The 19,014-nt window shown below is 60.4% G+C and carries 17 protein-coding genes; 3 read left to right on the top strand and 14 right to left on the bottom strand.

Going from position 1 to position 19,014, the window contains the following annotated elements; all coding sequences use genetic code 11:
* Nucleotides 1-5: 5 nt before the first annotated feature.
* The 10 genes from EDY99_RS20375 to EDY99_RS20330 all read right to left on the bottom strand — a co-directional run bounded on the left by EDY99_RS20375 (nt 6) and on the right by EDY99_RS20330 (nt 11,146).
* Nucleotides 6-605: an SIS domain-containing protein gene (locus tag EDY99_RS20375; protein WP_033645354.1), complete on the bottom strand. Its 600-nt coding sequence runs from the start codon at nt 603-605 to the stop codon at nt 6-8.
* Nucleotides 605-2,242 (bottom strand): FGGY-family carbohydrate kinase, encoded by a 1,638-nt coding sequence (locus tag EDY99_RS20370; RefSeq protein WP_004931001.1) that lies wholly within the window; start codon nt 2,240-2,242, stop codon nt 605-607. The genes EDY99_RS20375 and EDY99_RS20370 overlap by 1 nt, the downstream gene beginning before the upstream one ends.
* A 10-nt stretch (nt 2,243-2,252) precedes the next feature.
* Nucleotides 2,253-3,206, bottom strand: a complete 954-nt coding sequence (locus EDY99_RS20365; RefSeq protein WP_016930441.1) for an ABC transporter permease — start codon at nt 3,204-3,206, stop codon at nt 2,253-2,255.
* Between the two features lies 1 nt (nt 3,207).
* A complete protein-coding gene (locus tag EDY99_RS20360) occupies nt 3,208-4,197 on the bottom strand; it encodes an ABC transporter permease (protein ID WP_015379367.1) in 990 nt (329 codons plus the stop codon).
* Nucleotides 4,190-5,689, bottom strand: a complete 1,500-nt coding sequence (locus tag EDY99_RS20355) for a sugar ABC transporter ATP-binding protein (protein ID WP_123062032.1) — start codon at nt 5,687-5,689, stop codon at nt 4,190-4,192. The genes EDY99_RS20360 and EDY99_RS20355 overlap by 8 nt, the downstream gene beginning before the upstream one ends.
* A gap of 105 nt (nt 5,690-5,794) precedes the next feature.
* On the bottom strand, nt 5,795-6,781 hold the full coding sequence (locus tag EDY99_RS20350) for an autoinducer 2 ABC transporter substrate-binding protein (RefSeq protein WP_033636379.1): 987 nt from the start codon (nt 6,779-6,781) through the stop codon (nt 5,795-5,797).
* 329 nt (nt 6,782-7,110) lie between these two features.
* Nucleotides 7,111-8,454, bottom strand: coding sequence for an NADP-specific glutamate dehydrogenase (gdhA, locus tag EDY99_RS20345; protein ID WP_021505207.1), 1,344 nt, complete (start codon nt 8,452-8,454; stop codon nt 7,111-7,113).
* A 200-nt stretch (nt 8,455-8,654) separates the two neighbouring features.
* Nucleotides 8,655-9,092: a universal stress protein UspA gene (gene uspA, locus EDY99_RS20340; RefSeq protein WP_004930988.1), complete on the bottom strand. Its 438-nt coding sequence runs from the start codon at nt 9,090-9,092 to the stop codon at nt 8,655-8,657.
* Nucleotides 9,093-9,359: 267 nt separating this feature from the next.
* Nucleotides 9,360-10,268 (bottom strand): LysR family transcriptional regulator, encoded by a 909-nt coding sequence (locus tag EDY99_RS20335; RefSeq protein ID WP_042785536.1) that lies wholly within the window; start codon nt 10,266-10,268, stop codon nt 9,360-9,362.
* Between the two features lie 104 nt (nt 10,269-10,372).
* Nucleotides 10,373-11,146 carry an SDR family oxidoreductase gene (locus tag EDY99_RS20330; protein ID WP_033651782.1) on the bottom strand — a complete coding sequence of 258 codons (774 nt, stop codon included), beginning with the start codon at nt 11,144-11,146 and terminating at the stop codon, nt 10,373-10,375.
* Nucleotides 11,147-11,580: 434 nt separating this feature from the next.
* On the opposite strand from EDY99_RS20330, the gene uspB reads away from it, so the two are divergent.
* Entirely contained in the window at nt 11,581-11,916 is a 336-nt protein-coding gene (uspB, locus tag EDY99_RS20325) for a universal stress protein UspB (RefSeq protein ID WP_004930978.1), read from the top strand.
* 781 nt (nt 11,917-12,697) lie between these two features.
* Here the strand turns inward: uspB and pitA are convergent.
* The gene (pitA, locus tag EDY99_RS20320; RefSeq protein WP_033645348.1) at nt 12,698-14,200 is read right to left on the bottom strand and encodes an inorganic phosphate transporter PitA; all 1,503 of its coding nucleotides are present in this window, start codon (nt 14,198-14,200) and stop codon (nt 12,698-12,700) included.
* A gap of 300 nt (nt 14,201-14,500) precedes the next feature.
* Here pitA and EDY99_RS20315 point away from each other — a divergent pair, with 300 nt between their 5' ends.
* Nucleotides 14,501-15,700, top strand: coding sequence for an NAD(P)/FAD-dependent oxidoreductase (locus EDY99_RS20315; protein WP_033645347.1), 1,200 nt, complete (start codon nt 14,501-14,503; stop codon nt 15,698-15,700).
* Nucleotides 15,701-15,729: 29 nt separating this feature from the next.
* Here the strand turns inward: EDY99_RS20315 and add are convergent, their stop codons facing one another.
* Complete coding sequence (gene add / locus EDY99_RS20310; RefSeq protein WP_123062031.1) at nt 15,730-16,722, bottom strand: adenosine deaminase; 993 nt, start codon at nt 16,720-16,722, stop codon at nt 15,730-15,732.
* A gap of 9 nt (nt 16,723-16,731) precedes the next feature.
* The gene (locus tag EDY99_RS20305; protein ID WP_123062030.1) at nt 16,732-17,673 is read right to left on the bottom strand and encodes a nucleoside hydrolase; all 942 of its coding nucleotides are present in this window, start codon (nt 17,671-17,673) and stop codon (nt 16,732-16,734) included.
* A 158-nt stretch (nt 17,674-17,831) separates the two neighbouring features.
* On the opposite strand from EDY99_RS20305, the gene EDY99_RS20300 reads away from it, so the two are divergent.
* Entirely contained in the window at nt 17,832-18,515 is a 684-nt protein-coding gene (locus tag EDY99_RS20300; protein WP_123062029.1) for a Crp/Fnr family transcriptional regulator, read from the top strand.
* Here EDY99_RS20300 and EDY99_RS20295 read toward each other — a convergent pair.
* Nucleotides 18,512-18,931 (bottom strand): VOC family protein, encoded by a 420-nt coding sequence (locus EDY99_RS20295; RefSeq protein ID WP_033651779.1) that lies wholly within the window; start codon nt 18,929-18,931, stop codon nt 18,512-18,514. The two genes, EDY99_RS20300 and EDY99_RS20295, sit on opposite strands and share 4 nt — an antisense overlap.
* Between the last annotated feature and the right edge of the window lie 83 nt (nt 18,932-19,014).

The following is a 19,014-nucleotide window of genomic DNA, read 5'->3' as shown; positions in this document are numbered from 1 at the left end:
GGCCCTCAGTTTTCCTCCCGCAAACTTTTCCCCACGCCGCCGCCCGGATGCACCGCCAGCAAGGTGTCCTTATCGTAACCGCTGCGCGTCATCAGGCAGGTGCAGGCGGCGTCGAAGATCGCCAACACCAGCACAATTGAGGTGGTGGCCAGCATGTTCAGCGGATCTATCTCCTTTTGCACCCCGGTGGCGATCGTCAGCTGCGCCGCCTGCGCGATGGCGGAATGCGGGTTTTCCGTCACCGCGATCAGCGTCACCCCCTTGGCCTGCAGCGTCGGCAGCAGGCGGGTCAGCTCGTCGGAATTGCCGCCGCGCGAGATCAGGATCAGCAGATCGTCGGCGCGCAGAAAACCCAGATCGCCGTGCGCAGCGCCGGTGGCGTCGAGGTAGACCGCCGGCCGCTCCACGCAGGCCAGCATATGGGCTATCTTGCGCGCCGCAATCCCCGAGGTGCCGACGCCGGTGACGGCGATTTTACCGCGGCAGTCGGCCAGCAGCGCCAGTAGCCGTTGCCAGGTGCGCGCATCGAGGCGTTCGCCCAGCTGCGCCAGCTCCTGGCTGTAGGTTTGCCAGCCCTGCACGGCCTGCCGCCACTCTTGCTGCATCACGCCTCCTCCTGCATCAACCGGCGGTATTTCATGTGGTCGTTGTACAGCTCGTGGAACACCCGGTATTTGCGATCGTAGTAGCTTTTTATCTGGTTGGTCTGCGGCGTCACCGTCTTGCCGATGCGGCTCATGGCGCTCATCGCCTCCGGCAAGGTGTCGAACACGCCGGCCGCCACGGTGCCCATCATCGCGCCGCCCAGCAGCATCGCTTCGCTCTCCTCCGGCAGCAGCATGGCGCAACCGGTAGCGTTGGCGTGCTCTTGCACGAAGATCGGGTTCTTGGTGCCGCCGCCGCTGGCCATGATGGTGTCGATGCTGTAGCCGCTGTGGTTCATGGTTTCGATGATGTGGCGGGTGCCGAGCGCGATGGCCTGAATGGTGGCCAGGTAGTGCAGCGCCATGTCCTCCGGCGTGCGCGACAGCTTCAGCCCGGTCAGGATGCCGGTCAGCGTCGGGTTGGCGCGCGGCGAGCGGTTGCCGTGGAAGTACGGCAACATGTGAATGTCCTGCGTCAGGAAGGCGATGTTCTCCGGCTCGCCGGCCATGCGGCGCAGAATGGCGTTCAGCACCTCATAGATGGTCTGGCCCTGAGTTTTCGCCTGCGCCAGCAGCTCCTGATAGCACGGGTGCGACTGGATGACGTGGTCGATCAGCGCGCCGGTGGCGGACTGGCCGCCTTCGTTCAACCAGTATTCCGGCAGGATCGCCGAGTAATACGGCCCCCAAACGCCGCCGATAAAGCGCGCGGTGCGCGACATCGCCATATGACCGGTGGAGGTGCCGCCGATCAGCGCGACGCGGCGGTTGAAGTCGGCCACCTCGCCGGAGACGCCGGTGGCGCCCAGCGTGCCGAGGGTGCCGGCGTGGGCATCGATGATTGACACGCTCACCGCCGTGCCGGCGATCAGCCCCATCTCGCTGGCGGCGCGCTGAGTCAGGCCGTGGCCCAGCGGCTCGCCCATCATTTTAACGTCGCTGCCGATCTTGGCGGCGTCGTGTTCCAGCACGTCTTCCAGCCCGATCTGCTGGAAGTAGCTCTTGTCCCAACGCTGCTCGTGGCCGAGATAGGTCCACTTGCACACCGTCGAGCACAGCGAGCGGGTGGCGTCCTGGGTGGCGCGCCAGGTGAGGAAGTCCGGCAGATCGAACAGGTAACCGGCGTTGGCCCAGGTGGTGGGCATGTGTTGCTTCAGCCACAGCAGTTTCGGCGTCTGCATCTCCGGCGAAATGATGCCGCCGACGAAGTCCAGCACCCGGTGTTTGGTGGCGTTGATGCGCTCGGCCTGGGCGATCGCCCGGTGATCCATCCACACGATGATGTTCTGCTCGGTGCGGCCGGAGGGGCTGACGGTCAGTGGTTTGCCTTCTTTATCCAGCACCACCAGCGAACAGGTGGCGTCGAAGCCCAGCCCTTTGACCTGGATCGGGTTGATGTCGGCCTGGTTGACCGCATCGCGCACCGCATTGCACACCGCCTGCCAGATGTTATCCGACGACTGCTCGACGAAATCCGCCTTCGGCCGGTACAGATCGATGGCCCGGCTGGCCTGGCCGACCATGCGGCCATTGAGATCGAATACGCCTGCGCGCGCGCTTCCGGTGCCCACATCTACGCCAATAAAATAGCTCGCCATTATTTTCTCCTCAGGCTTTTCGATTCTGTAACGCGATAAACAGGATCAGCACGCCGCCCCACAGGGCCATGGTCAGGTAGCTGCTGACCCCCAGCAAATTGAGGCCGCTTTCCAACATTTGCAGCACGATCAGCGCCAGCACCAGCCCCAGAATGCGGCCGAAGCCGCCGTCCGGGTTAATGCCGCCCAGCACCGAGGCCAGAATGGTCACCAGCAGATAAGATTCGCCGTAGCCGGCCTTGGCCGAGTTGAACTTGGCCATCATCAGCAGGGCGGCGCCCCAGCCGAGCAGTGCCGACAGGATGTACACCGCGATCTGCACCCGCGCGGTGTTCACGCCGCTGAAGCGGGTGGCCTGCTCGTTGGAGCCGATCAGGTACAGGCTGCGCCCCAGCGTGGTGTGCTCCAGCAGCAGCCACAGACCCACCGCCACCAGCAGGAACAGGATCAGCGCCACCGGCACGCCGAGCACGGCGCCGTTGCCGAGAAATTGAATCGCCGCCGGGAAGCCGGAGATCACCGCGCCGTTGGACAGCAGAATATTCAGGCCGGTGATCAGGGTCATGGTGCCGAGCGAGGCGAGGATGGGCGAGACGCCTATCCAGGCTACCAGCGCGCCGTTGAGCGCGCCGATCGCCACCGCCACCAGCAGGCCGGCCAACAGCGCCAGCGCCAGAAACAGCGGCTGGTCGGGATGGCTGACGATGATCGCCGCCATCACCAGCGAACAGGCGTTGGCGCCGGCGATGATCGACAGGTTGATGCCGCCGGTCAGCATGGTGATGCCCATGCCGAGCGCCAGCAGGCCGAGGATCGGCAGCTGCGAGGCGATCGACTGGAAGTTGCCGAGGCTGAAGAAGCGCGATCCGAGCAGCCCGGCGAACAGCAGCGCCACCGCGATGATGATCGCGCCCTGCAGGCGAATGATCCGATCGTTTGGGATCAACCGAGTTAACTGCGTCATGTCAGATCTCCTTGAGCAGCTTGCGTTTTTCGTTCCAGGCGGTGGTGCTGATGCTGATCAAAATGATCGCGCCGCTGAATACCTGGTGCCAATAGGCCGAGACGCTGAGCAGCGTCAGCCCGTTTTGCAGGAAGGCCAGCAGCACCACGCCGAGCAGGGTGCCGGTCAACGATCCGCGGCCGCCGCTCATGCTGGTGCCGCCCAGCACCACCGCCGCCAATACCGTCAGCTCGAAGCCGAGCAGCGAGTTGGGCGCCACCGACTGGGTGATCTGCGCCTGCACCACCGCCGCGACGCCGGCCAGAATGCCCATATAGCCGTAGACGCAGAAGTGCAGCCGCAGCAGGTTCAACCCCAGGCGCGACGCCGCGTCGCGGTTGCCGCCCATGGCGTAGATCTGGCGCCCCAGCCGGGTGCGGTTCATCAGCACGCCGGTGACGACGATGGTCGCCAGCAGGCACAGCAGCGGCAGCGTCAGGCCGTAGTCGTAACCGTCGGCGCCCTGGAACGAGAACCAGTTGATGCCGTTCATGAACCAGTCCGGGAAGCCGTACAGCCAGGTGCCGTTGGTGGCGTACACCAGCAGGCCGTAGAACAGGTTAAGGGTAGCGATGGTGATGATGATCGCCGGCACCTTCAGCCAGTACACCAGGAAACCGTTCACCAGCCCGAGCAGCAGGCCGACGCCAATCGCCAGGGCGAACGCCAGCGGGAAGCTGCCGCCGTGCTGGATCACCCAACTGGCCATCACATACTGCGCGATGGCGGTGACCGCCGGGAACGAAATGTCGATGCCGCCGGCGATCAGCACCACGAACAGCCCGCAGGCCAGGATGCCGAGAATGGCGTAGCTGGTGGCGACGTCGGTCAGGTTGCCGAGCGTCAGAAACTCATCGGTGCCGGCGCTCAGGCCGATCGCCAGCAGCAGCACCAGCAGGCCGAGATAAAACTCGTGCCGCCCGGCCAGGCGGGCCAATAATGACTTATCCATTCACCACCTCGGCGATCTGTTGTTCGGTACTCTGGTGCGGCGCGAATTCGGCGATCAGCTCGCCTTTGCGCATCACCATCACCCGATGGCTGTTGTAATAGGCTTCCGGGATCTCGTCGCAGATCATCAGCACCGCCATGCCCAGCTGCGCCAGATCGCGGGCGATCTGATAGATCCCCTCTTTGTTGGCGATGTCGACGCCGACGGTGGGCGAGTCGAGGATCAGGATCTTCGGCTGGGTCGCGACCCATTTGGCGATGGCGATGCGCTGGGCGTTGCCGCCGGACAGGGTTTTCACCGGCAATGCGCTGTCGGACACCTTGATGTTCAAATCGCGGATCAGCCGGTTGACCAGCTCGGTCGCCTTGGCGTGATCCAGCAGCCCGAGCGAGGTATGCAGCCGATCGAAGACGGTGACGATGGTGTTGTCGTAGATCGATTGCTCCATGATCAATCCCTGCGTCAGACGATCTTCCGACACGTAGCCGATGCCGTGGCGCACCGCTTCGCGGTTGTTGTGCAGCTGCACCGACCGGCCCTCGATGCGGATCTCGCCGCTGTCCGGCCGCGTCATGCCGAACAGGCTGAGGCACAGTTCGGTACGGCCGGCGCCGAGCAGGCCGACGATCGAGACGATCTCGCCGCCGCGCAGCGCCAGATTGACGTTGCGGTATTTCTCGCCGCGGCTGAGGTTGCGCACCTCGAGCAGCGGCGCCTGTTCGGCCGGCGGCAGCGGGGGCAGCGGGCTGTAATGAAAGCGTTGGCCGGTCATCAGGAACGCCAGTTCATGGCTGTCCAGTTCGCTGGCCGGCCAGGTGCCCACCAGCTTGCCGTCGCGCATCACGCTGATGCGATCGGCGACTTCCATCACTTCATCCAATCGGTGGCTGACGAACACCACGCAGATGCCGGCCGCCTTCAGTTCGTTGACCACCCGCAGCAGGCCGTCGACTTCCTGGCGGGTCAGCGAGGCGGTCGGTTCGTCCATGATAACCAACCGCGCTTCGGCGGCGATGGCGCGGCAAATCGCCACCAGCTGCCGATCGGCGATCGACAGTTTTTCCACTTTTTTATCGGGATCGATGTGTACGCCGACCCGCGCCATGGCGTCCAGCGCCGTCTGGCGCATCACCCGCTTGCGCACCCAGAAGTGGCCGCCGGGCAGGTAACGGTGGATGGCGATGTTTTCCGCCACCGTCAGGTTAGGGAACAGCGACAGGTCCTGGTAGATCACCTGTATGCCGTAATAACCGGACAGCTGCGGCGTCAGGGCGTGGAAGAGTTTGCCTTCCAGCGAAATATTGGCGCCTTTTTCCGGCTGATAGACGCCGGAGATGATTTTAATGATGGTGCTTTTGCCGCAGCCGTTTTGCCCGGCCAGGCAGTGCACTTCGCCTTTATTCAGCGTCAGGTTGATCTGGTCTAATGCCAGCACGCCTGGGAATCGCTTGCTGATATTCTCCAGGGTGATAAATGCGGGGGAGGCTGTCATAACGTTAACCTGTGCTTGCGTAGCGGCCGAAGCCCTGGGCGCAGCGTTGCTGCGCCCCTACGAGGGTTTAACTACTTTCCCGGTGTGGCGAAATTACGCGAAAAATCAGAATCCGAGCGATTGGGCGTTGTCTTTGGTCACTTCCAAAATCTTATTAAACCGAATCACTTTGTGTTCCATATCGACGTCGGCTTTGCCGAGGCCCTCGATCGACAGGTCTTTGTTCACTTCTTTGCCCTGCAGCAGCTGGTCGGCCACCGTCACCAGCGCATAACCGGCGTCTTTCGGATCCCACAGCAGCGCTTTCTTGATGTCGCCGCGCATCAGGTAAGGAGCGGCCTGCGCCGGCATGGCGATGCCCACCACCGCGATTTTGTCCTTGGCGCGTTTCTTGGCCACCGCCTGGCCGGCGCCGATTGGGCCGAGCGAACCGAAGCCGATGATGCCCTTCATCTGCGGATAGGTTTTCATCAGATCCAGCGTGGTGGCGTAGGATTTGTCGATGCTTTCCGCCACCGGCAAGCGCGAGGTGACTTCAAACATGTCCGGGTATTTTTCTTTCTGGTATTTGATGGCGGAATCGGCCCAGGCGTTGTGCAACGGCACAGTCAGCGAGCCGACGTAGATCGCGTAGCCGCCTTTGCCGCCCATGTCTTTCGCCAGCTCATCGACGTTGGCCTGCGCGTATTTCTCGCTGTCGATGGTCTCGATGTCCCACTGGCCGATCTGCTGGTCCGGGGATTCATGGGTCAGCACCACGATGCCTTTGTCGCGCGCTTTTTTCAGCACCGGCTCCAGCACCTTGGCGTCGTTCGGCACCACGATGATGGCGTTGACGTTCTTGGCGATCAGATCCTCAATCACCTTGACCTGCGCAGCCGGATCCGGCGTAGACGGGCCGGTCTGGTAAGCGTTGACGTCGAGTTTTTTCGCCGCTTCGTTGACGCCCACTTCCATGCGGTTGAACCACGGAATGCCGGTCACTTTGGCGACCACGGCAATCTCATATTTATCAGCGGCGAACACAGGTGTTGTCGATAACATGCACGCAGAAACCACACATGCATTTAATAATGCGAGGTTAAATTTCATTAGCTGTACCTTTTTTTATCTGTAGGGGTGGCGGTTTTTCCACCGCTGCAGATTACAAAGGAATGGAAGAGGGAGCGTAGCCGAAGTTAATGAAATGTGATCTGCGCACATTTAAGTAAAATACTGGCGTATTTAGTGTTAAATAAATGTTTAATTATTTGGTGGTGGTAAACTTACTACCAATTAAACGGCCATAAATAACTTTTTATTAACTTTAAATTAACGTTCTCGCATCATTTTGATGGCTTGGGCGCGGAAAAAAATGCCGGCGAAGGAGCCGGCATTGAAGCATTTAATCGATGTGTGAACAAGATCACCTTTGCGCCCGATTACAGCACGCCCTGGGCCAGCATCGCCTCCGCAACCTTAACGAAACCGGCGATATTCGCGCCGTGTACATAGTGGGTTTGCTTGCCCTCGCCGCCGTATTCCACGCAGGCATGGTGAATATCCGCCATGATATGTTGTAAACGTACATCCACTTTTTCCGCCCGCCAGCCGATGCGCGCGGCGTTTTGCGCCATCTCCAGCCCCGAGGTGGCCACGCCGCCGGCGTTGGCCGCCTTGCCGGGCGCGAACAGCACCCCGGCGTCGAGGAAGGCGTCGGTGGCCTGGATGGTGGTCGGCATGTTGGCGCCTTCCGCCACCGCTTTCACCCCGTTGCGGATCAGCGTCTGCGCCGCCTCGAGATCCAGTTCGTTCTGGGTGGCGCACGGCAGGGCGATATCCACCGGCACGTTCCACGGCTGCTGGCCCGCCAGGTAGGTCAGGCCGCGTTCGCGGGCGTAGTCCGCCACCCGGCCGTAGCGCTGGTTTTTGATCTCCGCCAGGTGCGCCAGCTTCTCGGTGGTGAAGCCGTCTTCGTCCACCAGAGTGCCGCCGGAATCCGACACGGTGATCACGCGCGCGTCCAGCTCCAACGCTTTCTCGATGGTGTACTGCGCCACGTTGCCGGAGCCGGACACCGCCACCCGCATGCCCTCAAAGCCCAAGCCGTGGCGCTGCAGCATGGCGTCGGTAAAGTACACCAGGCCGTAGCCGGTCGCCTCGGGGCGGATCAGGCTGCCGCCGAAGGAGAGCCCTTTGCCGGTAAACACGCAGGCGGTGTTGTTGGACAGTTTCTTCATCATGCCGGCCATAAAGCCGACTTCACGGCCGCCGACGCCGATGTCGCCGGCCGGCACGTCGGTGTCCGGGCCCAAGTGGCGATACAGTTCGGTCATCAGCGCCTGGCAGAAACGCATGATCTCGCCCTGGCTTTTGCCCTTCGGATCGAAATCGGAGCCGCCTTTGCCGCCGCCCATCGGCAGGGTGGTCAGCGCATTCTTGAAGGTCTGCTCAAAGCCGAGGAACTTCAGGATCGACAGGTTCACCGACGGGTGGAAGCGCATGCCGCCCTTGTAGGGGCCGATGGCCGAGTTGAACTGGACACGAAAGGCGCGATTGACCTGCACCTGGCCGCGATCGTCCACCCAGCTGACGCGGAACTGAATGATGCGCTCGGGCTCCACCAGGCGCTCCAGCAGCGCCTGTTCGCGATAGCGCGGGTTGCGCTCGATAAATGGCCACAGCGAGGTGAACACTTCGCGCACGGCCTGCAGATATTCCGGCTGGTGGGGGTTATGGCGTTGTAACGAGGACAGGAAAGACTCTACCGATACGGCATATTCCATGGATAACTCCTTTTAGCATTAAATTTTCCCCCGCTATTTCTTATAGATTTGGGTATAGATGATGCTCGGGGGAGGATGTTGTGTCTTTAGCGACTATATCATCGGAGGGCGGTTGATTATCAAGCGATTAATCGGCGTAGCGGCATGAAAAACGCCCGCAGGGCGCGGGCGTTGGGCAGTTAAGTTAGCAAGCGCTTACTTTATTCGTCTTCTTCGTCGCGCAGCGGCACGATCAGCATATCGATGTGCACGGTATTGATCAGCTGGCGAGCGGAAGACATCAGTTTGCTCCAGAAGTCCTGGTGGTGGCCGCACAGCACCAGGTCCATGTCGTATTTCTTGATGGCGTCCACCAGCACCTGCGCCAGATCGCCGCTGCCGCTCAGGGTCTCGGTGATCGGGTAGCCGGCGTTTTGCGACAGCTCGGTCAGCGCCTGGTGGGTTTCTTCAGAGATGCGCTTTTGCATGTCGCCGAGATTGACGTCGATAAGGCCAGTATAGAGATCGGAATAGTTGACATCGACGTGGATCAGAGAAACTTTGGCGTTATACGGCCGCGCCATAGAGACGGCTTTTTCTACCAGGATCTTGCTTTCCGGGGATAGGTCTACCGCGATCAATATGTGTTTGTAAGCCATAAGAATACTCCTTCCATAAACATGCCGATTAAAAAGGGTTAGCAGGCGTTCCGTGTACCCGCCTGGCGCTTTTGGTTCCATAGTATCATTCGGATAACGCAATGATATGTTGGGGCGATCACACTGCGCCGCATCGAAAATCTCTGCGCACGATACCTTTCGTTGTACACCCGCGCGGCGTAAAAGCCTAAGGGTTATGCGGGTTTTAACGGTCTGACCGCTTGAATTATAAGCGTTATTAAACAAAGTATAGCGCTAAATGTGCAATCAGCGCTCCAGATGCGGTTGCAGCAGGCTTTCAAACCACTCGTGAAACACCGCCAAACGGCGGGAACGCTGGCGGCGATGGGGGTAGATCAGGGCGATCGGCATGGAGGCGGCGCGGTAACCGGGCAGGACTTCCACCAGTTCACCGGCGTCGAGCAGGTGTTGCACGTCGTAGCGCGGGATTTGCATCAATCCCAGCCCGGCGCGGCAGCAGGCGATATAGCTTTCGGCGTTGTTGACCACCACCCGGCTGGGCAAGTCGAGCCGCTGGGTGTGGCCGTCGCCGGTCAGGTATTCCCAGGGGGATTCGCGGCCGGTTTTGGGCGAGGCGTAGCCGATGCTCCAGTGCCCCTCGGCGAGATCGGCGGGATGAAGAGGATGGCCGAATTCGCTCAGGTAGGCGGGGCTGGCGCAGTTGATCAGCGCGATATGGCCGAGCGGGCGCATCACCAGGCTGCTGTCGTGCAGATCGCCGACGCGCACCGCGCAGTCGACCCCTTCCTGCACCAGATCGATGGCGCGATCGGCGGAGCCGAGCACCAGCTGCAGATGAGGGTGGCGCCGCAGCAGGCTGGGCAGCGCCGGCGCGATCAGCCGACGGGCGATGCGGCTCGGCACATCGACGCTGAGCCGCCCGGAGGCCTGCCGTTGGCTGGCCTGAAACGACTGATCGATATCCTCCACCTCGGCCAGCAGCGGGCGCAGCCGTTCGAGCAGCTGTTCGCCGTCGGCGGTCAGCCGCACTTGCCGTGTGGTGCGGTGCAGCAGGCGCACGCCCAGCTGCGTTTCCAGTTGCTGAACGGCGGCGGACACCGAGGCGCGCGGCACCTCCAGCGCATGGGCCGCCCGGATAAAGCTGCCCATCTCCGCCACCTGCACGAATACGCGGTATTGATTGAATCTGTCCATCTCGTTGACCTGCTGTTCCTTGGCGCCGTTTCTGACAGAGAGTGTAGCCGCATGGCGCGGTTGCGCGCGAGCAGGTGCGGGGGCGATAGGTGCCCCCGCCGGGTTTATTTGGTGGTGTAGCCGCCGTTGATCAGGATGGTTTGGCCGGTTACCCACCAGCCGTCGCTGACCAGATGACGGATGAACGGCACCACGTCTTCGATATCGGTCAGGCCGGTTTGGCTGAATGGCGACAGCGCCGCCGCCGTCTTGTGGTAGGCCACGGCGTCCGCGCCTTCCGCCGGGTAGAAGAACGGGGTATCCATCGGGCCGGGGCCGACCGCCGTCACGGAGATGCCGCGCTCGCCGAACTCCTTGGCGGCGGCGCGGGTGAAGTGCTCCACCGGCGCTTTGGTGCCGGCGTAAGCGGCGTAGAACGGCGTGAAGGCGCCGAGCAGCGAGGTGACCAGCGTGCAGATTTTGCCGTTGTCGTTAAGGTGCTTACCCGCTTCTTTCAGGAAGAAGAACGCGGTTTTGGCGTTGACCGCGGTCATCTCGTCGTACTCGGCTTCGCTGATGTCGATCAGCGGCTTTTTCAGCACCTTGCCGACGGTATTGATGGCGATATCCGGCTTGCCGACGGCGGCGACAGCATCGGCGAACAGCTTCTCGACCGCGCCCGCCGTGGTCAGATCGGCCTGCAGCGCGACGCCTTGCGCCCCGGCGGCCTGAATGGCGGCGACGGTTTTCTCCGCCTCGGTTTTGGAGGCGGCGCTGTTGTAGTGGATCACCACCGCTTTGGCGCCTTGCTCAGCCAAATCGCGCGCGATCAGCCCGCCGAGGTTCTTGGCGCCGCCGGCGATCAGGACGGTTTTTCCCTTGATTGAATGGTTTGCCATAACAGTTTCCTTGGATAAGCGTAACGGAAACCTGAGTCTAGCCAGCGTGGGGGGAAAGATCAGCGGCGTGGCGCGGGATAGACTATCCATAAAAACAGCCTAATCGAAAACGGGCGGTTATCGCTTATAACGCCCCGGCAGGTGACTTTTCGGCACAGGGCGGTAAATTTTATCCACTGCTCAGGCCAGTTTGCGTTTCATTAACCTACAATGATGGATATGGGCCTCATCATTTCTCCTCTGAGTAGAACCATGCCGTGCAAATCTCATCGTGCGGTGCGGCAACGTCTTCGGAGGCGGTGGGTTATGGGCGTGGCCCGTGCAGGCAAAAAAAGGGGATGAGAGCGGTAAGCTCCAGCAGAGTATCGGGTAATGAGGTAGGGCGGTTGGACCCGGCGGATGGCCGCGGATAACAACGCCTTGAGGGGGCAATCATGATCAGTACCGTCGCGCTGTTTTGGGCCTTGTGTGTGGTGTGTGTGGTTAACATGGTGCGGTATTACTCTTCTCTGCGCGCGCTGCTGGTGGTATTGCGCGGCTGTGACCCGCTGCTGTACCAATATGTCGACGGCGGCGGTTTCTTTACCGCCCACGGCCAACCCAGCAAGCAGCTGAGGCTGGTGCGTTATATTTTCGCGCAGCGCTATGTCGAGCACCACGATCCGGAGTTTATTCGCCGCTGTGAGCGGGTGCGCGGGCAGTTTATGCTGACTTCGGCCCTGTGCGGCCTGGTGGTCATCTGCCTGATAGCGATGATGATTTGGTATTAATGCCTTTCTGTTTCCCTTGATGCAGGCAAAAAAAAGGCGGCCATGCGGCCTAATGCTTACCAGTTAGCGTTTTTTTGAAGTACTCGTGACGTTTTCGGTCGATAAATGAGAGGTGCATCATGAGGCTCCTGCACCTCGACCGAGCCAGGGGCCGAAAGGCGCGGCCCCTGGCAACCCGCGCCTTTGCCCTATCAGACGGTTGGCTTTGCCAACTCCCCTCGCTCCGCCATACCGCATTGAGGCCGGTTGCGACAGGCGTCCCTGCCTGTCTCACCTGAAACCGCCGTCCATGGCGGTTTCGCCTAATGCGCTATGCCTGCGTTCGGCGTCTTCAAGGGCGTCCAATACCGTGCTCATCTCCGATTCCTCTTCTCTGCGATAACCTCATAAAGTACGGGTTGCCCGGTAGCTGCCAGCTCGGGTGTTGACCTTTGGCGCGCATCACCGGCTGCCGAGCAAGGCGGCGTTGTCAGGGGCAACCGGCCAGGGAAGGCCGGTTGAGGCGAGACTAACAGGGACGTTTGTCGCAGCCGACCCGCCCGACAACGCAGACACGGCGAGGGTATCCGCGCAGCGGACAGGCGGTGTTAAGCAAAGGCGCGGGTGTAGGGGCCGCGCCATCGGCCCCTACAATTGCCGTTCGCTACGGCATCAGAGAAATGCGAGGGTTTTACGGCAATTCTCCTGCACAGAACGCCCAGAGGATGGATAAAAAAATGCCAGTCAGGCTTAACTGACTGGCATTAGGCCATGCGGCCGCCTTCCTCATGATGCTTGTCGCTTAGATCAGCTTCAACGCGACCCAATACAGCGCACCGGAAAGCAGAATCGAGATTGGCAGGGTGAGCACCCAGGCCAACAGGATGTTCTTCACGGTTTTGCTCTGCACGCCGCCGCCGTCCACGATCATCGTCCCGGCAACCGCCGAAGAGAGAACGTGGGTGGTGGAGACCGGCATGCCGGTATAACTCGCCACGCCGATCGACAGCGCCGCGGTCATCTGGGCCGATACGCCCTGGGCGTAGGTCATGCCTTTCTTGCCGATCTTCTCGCCGATGGTGGTGGCTACGCGTTTCCAGCCCACCATGGTGCCGAGCGACAGCGCCAGCGCGACGGCGACGATGATCCACATCGGCGCGTACTCGACGGTCTGCAGCAGATCCTGACGCAGGTTCTTCAGGAAGCGCTGGTCGGCGGATGAGGTTTCCGGCAGCTTGGCGACTTTATCCGCCGTGTCGGTCACGCACATCAGCAGGCGGCGCAAATGGCTGCGCTGCTCAACCGTCAACTGATCGTAGCTTTGCAGGTTGGTCAGCATGCCCTGAGCCAGCTCGATCGCCGGCATGGCGCGCGAACTGTCGCAGTGGAACTCGGCCGGTTTGCCAGGCGTGGCTTCGTCATCCGGGCTTGGCACCAGCGGCGTCAACGACACCGCATGCGACAGCGCGTCGCCGTGCTGCTGGTAATATTGCTGCAGGTGGGTCACGGCGTCACGCGTACGGGTGATGTCATAACCGGTTGCATTCATATTGACCACGAAGCCGGCCGGGGCAACGCCGATCAGCACCAGCATGATAAGGCCGATGCCTTTCTGACCGTCGTTGGCGCCGTGCGAGAAGCTGACGCCAATCGCCGACAGGATCAGCGCGATACGGGTCCAGAACGGCGGCTTGCGTTTGCCGTCGACCTTTTCACGTTCCGCTGGGGTCATGTGGATACGCTGGCGTTTCTTGGTGCCACTCCAATAGCGGCGCAAGGCGAACACCATCACTCCCGCCACCATCATGCCGACCAGCGGCGAGAACAGCAGAGAAAGGAAAATGCCAATCATTTTCGGGACGTTAAGCGCATCCACGACCGAAGTGTGGGTCATCAGGGCGTTGGTTAAACCGACACCGATGATTGCGCCTATCAGCGTATGGGAACTGGACGCCGGCAGACCGAAATACCAGGTGCCGAGGTTCCAGATGATTGCCGCCAACAGCATGGAGAAGACCATGGCTAATCCGTGTGCTGAACTGACGTTCAACAACAGATCGGTAGGCAACAAGTGGACGATGGCGTAAGCAACACTCAAACCGCCGAGCATTACGCCAAGAAAGTTGAACAAACCTGCCATCACGACCGCAAGTTGCGAGCGCATGGCGCGGGTATAAATAACTGTAGCGACCGCATTGGCCGTATCATGAAAACCGTTGATGGCTTCATAAAACAACACGAACAACAATGCGAGAATTAACATCAGGCCGGTATGGAAATCCAGGCCAGCGAACAAATGCAGCATAAGCGTTACGCCAGTTTGTGGACATGAACGCCGCGCATTATCAGTGACAACCGGTGCCGGGGAAAAGGAAAATATGACGTTTTTTTGATTTGGACATGACGAAATGGTGGCGTGTCTATAACAAAAATATGGAATATCAATGCGTTAATCTGCTCTGACCTCTGTAATATTTTCTTACTATGGCGTTGGCGGCGCGGGGGCTTTACAATCTGCCGCCGTGAATTTGGCGGTGACCGGCGGCGAAACGGCGTAATATGGCGCTCTTTTGTCGCGATTGTGGTTTTGATAAGTGAGGCTCAGGTGGAACAGTTTGATGTCGTAGTGATTGGGGCGGGCGCCGCCGGCATGTTTTGCGCCGCGCAGGCGGGGCAACTCGGTTGCCGCGTGTTGCTGCTCGACAACGGCAAAAAACCGGGCCGCAAGATCCTGATGTCCGGCGGCGGGCGCTGCAACTTCACCAACATGTACGCCGAACCGGCGGCCTATCTGTCGAACAACCCGCATTTTTGCAAGTCGGCGCTGGCGCGCTACACCCAGTGGGACTTCATCGATCTGATCAACCGTTACGGCATCGCCTACCATGAAAAAACGCTGGGGCAGCTGTTCTGCGACGATTCGGCGCAGCAGGTGGTGGATCTGCTGGTCAAAGAGTGCGAGCTGGGCCAGGTGACGATGCGCCTGCGCAGCGAAGTGCTGGGCGTGGAGAAAACCGAGAACGGCTACGCGCTGGCGCTGAATGGCGAAAAAGTAAGTGCTCGCTCACTTGTGGTGGCCAGCGGCGGATTATCCATGCCGGGGCTGGGCGCCTCGCCGTTCGGTTACAAGCTGGCGGAGCAGTTCGGCCTCAGGGTGCTGCCGACGCGCGCCGGGCTGGTGCCGTTTACCCTGCATAAGCCGCTGCTGGAGCATGTGCAAACGCTGTCCGGCGTGTCGGTGCCGGCGGTGATCACCGCCGAGAACGGCGTCAGCTTCCGTGAAAGCATCCTGTTCACCCATCGCGGCCTGTCCGGCCCGGCGGTATTGCAGCTGTCCAGCTACTGGCAACCGGGTGAGTATGTGAGCATTAACTTACTTCCTGAGCTGGATCTGGCGGGCTTCCTTGATGAACAGCGCCTGCAGCACCCGAACCAAAGCCTGAAAAACACCCTGGCGCTGCACTTGCCGAAGCGGCTGGTGGAATGCTTGCAGACCCTGGGACAATTGCCGGAGGCGACGCTGAAGCAGCTGAATGCGCCGCAGCAGGCGGCGCTGGTGGATCTGTTGCAGAACTGGCGCGTGCAGCCGAACGGCACCGAGGGTTATCGCACGGCGGAGGTGACGCTCGGCGGCGTCGACACCAACGAACTTTCTTCCAAGACGATGGAAGCCCACAAGGCGCCGGGGCTCTATTTTATCGGCGAAGTGGTGGACGTGACCGGGTGGCTGGGCGGTTACAACTTCCAGTGGGCCTGGAGCTCGGCCTGGGCCTGCGCCCAGGCGCTGGCGGCGCAGGGGCGGTAAAACGCCGCTTGGCCTTGAAACGCGCCGGGTCACATCGACCCGGCATTGAGCTGACTCATTAATTTAATTTTAGTATCGCCGTCGAGAAAACTCGCCTCCAGCGCCTGTCGGTTGCTGCGGTTAAAATCGTCATCCTGCCAGCCGAAGGCGTCATGCAACAGCTGGTACTCCTTGTTCAGCGTGGTATCGACGACGGTGCGCGCATCGGTATTCACGTTTAGCCGCACCCCCCACTTTTTGAGCCGATCTATCGGATGATCGTCGATGCTGTCGAACAAATTGCAGGTGAGATTGCAGCTGGGGCAGATCTCGAGCAGGACGCCGGTGGCTACCAGGCGCTCGACGAGCGCAGGGTCCTCGATGCTTCTGACGCCGTGGCCGATGCGCGACACCTGCAGCCTATCTAGCGTCTCCCGCACGCTGTCGGGGCCTTTCGCCTCACCGGCGTGGGCGATGACGTTGCCGCCGGCGGCACGCACGGCGCGAAAGGCCGCCACATGGTGGGTCAGCGGGTAACGTGCTTCATCGGCGGCCAAATCCAGCGCCACCACGCCGCTTCCCTGATAATCGATAACCAGCTTCGCCGTTTGCAGGCTGGCGGCCGCGTCGAAATGCCGCAGCGTGCATAGGATAAGCCCGGCGGCGATGCCGTAAGCCCGCGAGGCGTTATGCATGGCCGCCAGCACCGTCTCGACCACCGCTTCGCCGGTTAACCCCAGCCGGGTATGCAGCAGCGGCGCGAAGCGCAGCTCGGCATAGATGACATTATCCGCCGCCAACTGCGCGAATAAGTCCTCGACGGCCAGCGCTATCGCCTGGCTTGTCTGCAATAGATCTATTTGCGGCGCTATCTTGCTTAGAAAGTCCCCCAGATCGGCGCATCGTTTCGGCGCGACAAATTGCCGATTAAATGCCGTTCTGGTTATTTGCGGGTCGACCTTTTTTAAATAGTGGTAGCTTAAACAGGTATCCAAATGGACGTGTAATTCCACTTTCTTCAATTTTCTTGGATCGAATTTCATGCGGGTCACTTATTTCATTAACGGCTGAGATAACAACGAGAACAGTTTTTCTTTAAACAGGCCGGGCTTAATGCGGGTAATCACGCGCGCATTGGCCGGTTCGCCGGTAAGCTGAGTGGAATCGATGACGTAATGGCCGTAAGACCTCTCACTTTTATATTCTACCCATGAATACGCCTCCAGACTGGTCTCGACGATATCCGGATAGAGCGCCACCGCCATGGTGGTCGGATCGGGCAAATCAAACCCTTTGCGTTCGGTGCGCCGTGCGTTGAACGCCATCAGCGTGCGATTGCAGCGCACGGCAAAGCGTCCCAGTTCGCCGAGGTTATTCAATCGTTCTATATCGCGTTCGTCGATAAATGCTTCCCCCATGCCGATCTCCCAGCCGACGAGAGTGAGCGGCAGCCCGGCAGTGAGCACCAGATGCGCAGCTTCGGCGTCGGCGTAAAAATTAAATTCGGCCAGCGGGGTGATATTGCCGGGCGTCAGTCCGGAACCGCCCATGACATACACGCGCTTCACTTTTTCGGCCAGCGCGGGCGCTTTCAGCACCGCCATCGCGAGATTGGTCAGCGGCCCCAGGGTGACGATTTCCAGCTCGCCCTTGAGCCGTGCGGCGCAGTCGATGATGGCGTCCACGGCATGAACGGGTTCTACGGCCAAGCGTGGGGTCGGCAAGGCCATGTCGCCCATGCCGTCTTCACCGTGAATATGGTGCGAGTGATAGCGCGTGCGAAACAGTGGTTTCGCCATGCCGGCGTAAACCGGAGGGGCATAGGTTCCCGCTTTTTCCACGCAAATGAGCGCATTTTTGACGCAGTGTTCTAGCGGGCAGTTTCCGGCGACCGCGGTGATCGCTTCCACTTTCACGCCAGGTTCGCGCAACGCCATCAGCAGCGCAACGGCATCGTCGGAAGCGGTATCGGTGTCTATCAGAATGTGTCGCATGGCAATCTCCTCGTAGGGGGTACGGAGAAAATACCCAGGCGGCCCAAGGCAAAAAAGGTCAGATGTCCTTTTTCGTTCTGAAGCGCGTCGGCTATGCTGAACGCAGTCGAAAGCGAGGAGGCAAGACGTTTAAGGATGAGCCTTGGGAGTGAATCGCCTTGAAAACGGTCGGTGACAGCAAGCTAAAAGAAGCGTTCATTGAGGTTCACGATCTGCAAACGGCGCTTTCGCCCACGCTGCTCGCCGCACTGCGCCTGGTGAGCGTCGAAGCCGGCGAATACCTGGTGACGCAAAGCGATCGCTTGACCCACCTGTTTTTTCTCGTGCAGGGAAAATTGCAGGTTGAGAATTTTGATGTGAATGGCGCGCACATTGTCTTTTCCTTCGAAACGGATTTCTCGGTAATTGGCGATCTGGAGCTGTTCTCCCAGGCGCAGCGCACGCTGTTCAGCACCGTGCAGGCGGTGACCGACGCGCTGCTCCTCGCGGCACCGATAGAGGTCATCAACAATCACGCCCTGAGCGACCCGGCGTTTCTCACCTTTATCTGCCGGCAATTGAGCAATAAGCTGCTGAATTCCTCCTTGCTGCATGCGAACGGCGTTTTGACGGCGGAATATAAACTGCGAAAATTTTTATTGTTCAAGATAAAGAGCGAAGGGGAATTGATTGAGCTGGAAAACCGGGAGGCGTTGGCGGCGAGATTGGGCATCTCCGTCAGACAGCTGAGCCGCGCGTTGGCGCAGCTCGCGGCGGAAGGCATCATTCAGTTTAAAAACAAATCACTGCGGGTGACGGATCGCCAACGGCTGTCTGCTATCGAAGGTAACCAAAGCGATTAATCGAGCGCCGGCCCTTTCAATTCCACGCGATTGCCGTCCGGATCGCTGAAATAGATGGACGGCCCGTCGCCTTCCGCGCCGTAGCGCGATTCGGCGGGATCCGCGTCGATCCCCTGCGATCGCAGGTAGGTCAGCAACGCGTCTTCGTTGAACGGATCGATGCGCAGGCAAAAGTGATCGACGTTCTGCTGTCTGGCATCGGGCGGCATGCCGCCTTTTCTTCCGAGCATGCCGTTGACGTCCACCAGATCGATCATGGAGGCGCCGGCGCGCAGGTGCACCAGCCCCAAATCCGGCCGCTGTTTGGCGATATCACAACCGATGACCTGGGTATAAAAACGCAGGCTGTTCTGCATATCGCGCACGCGCAGAACCACATGATCCAACTGTTGCAGGTTGAAAGGGCGCACGGTCATCTCCTCAAATGAACATCTCCTTTACAGCATAAGCGGCGATGGCGGATTTATCCTGTTTCGCGGCGTTGCCGCTTCGCGCGGCC

Source organism: Serratia sp. LS-1, assembly GCF_003719595.1.
GTDB classification, from domain to species: domain Bacteria; phylum Pseudomonadota; class Gammaproteobacteria; order Enterobacterales; family Enterobacteriaceae; genus Serratia; species Serratia ureilytica.
The sequence above is the reverse complement of the archived record's forward strand: the minus strand, read 5'-3'. Positions and strand labels throughout refer to the sequence as shown.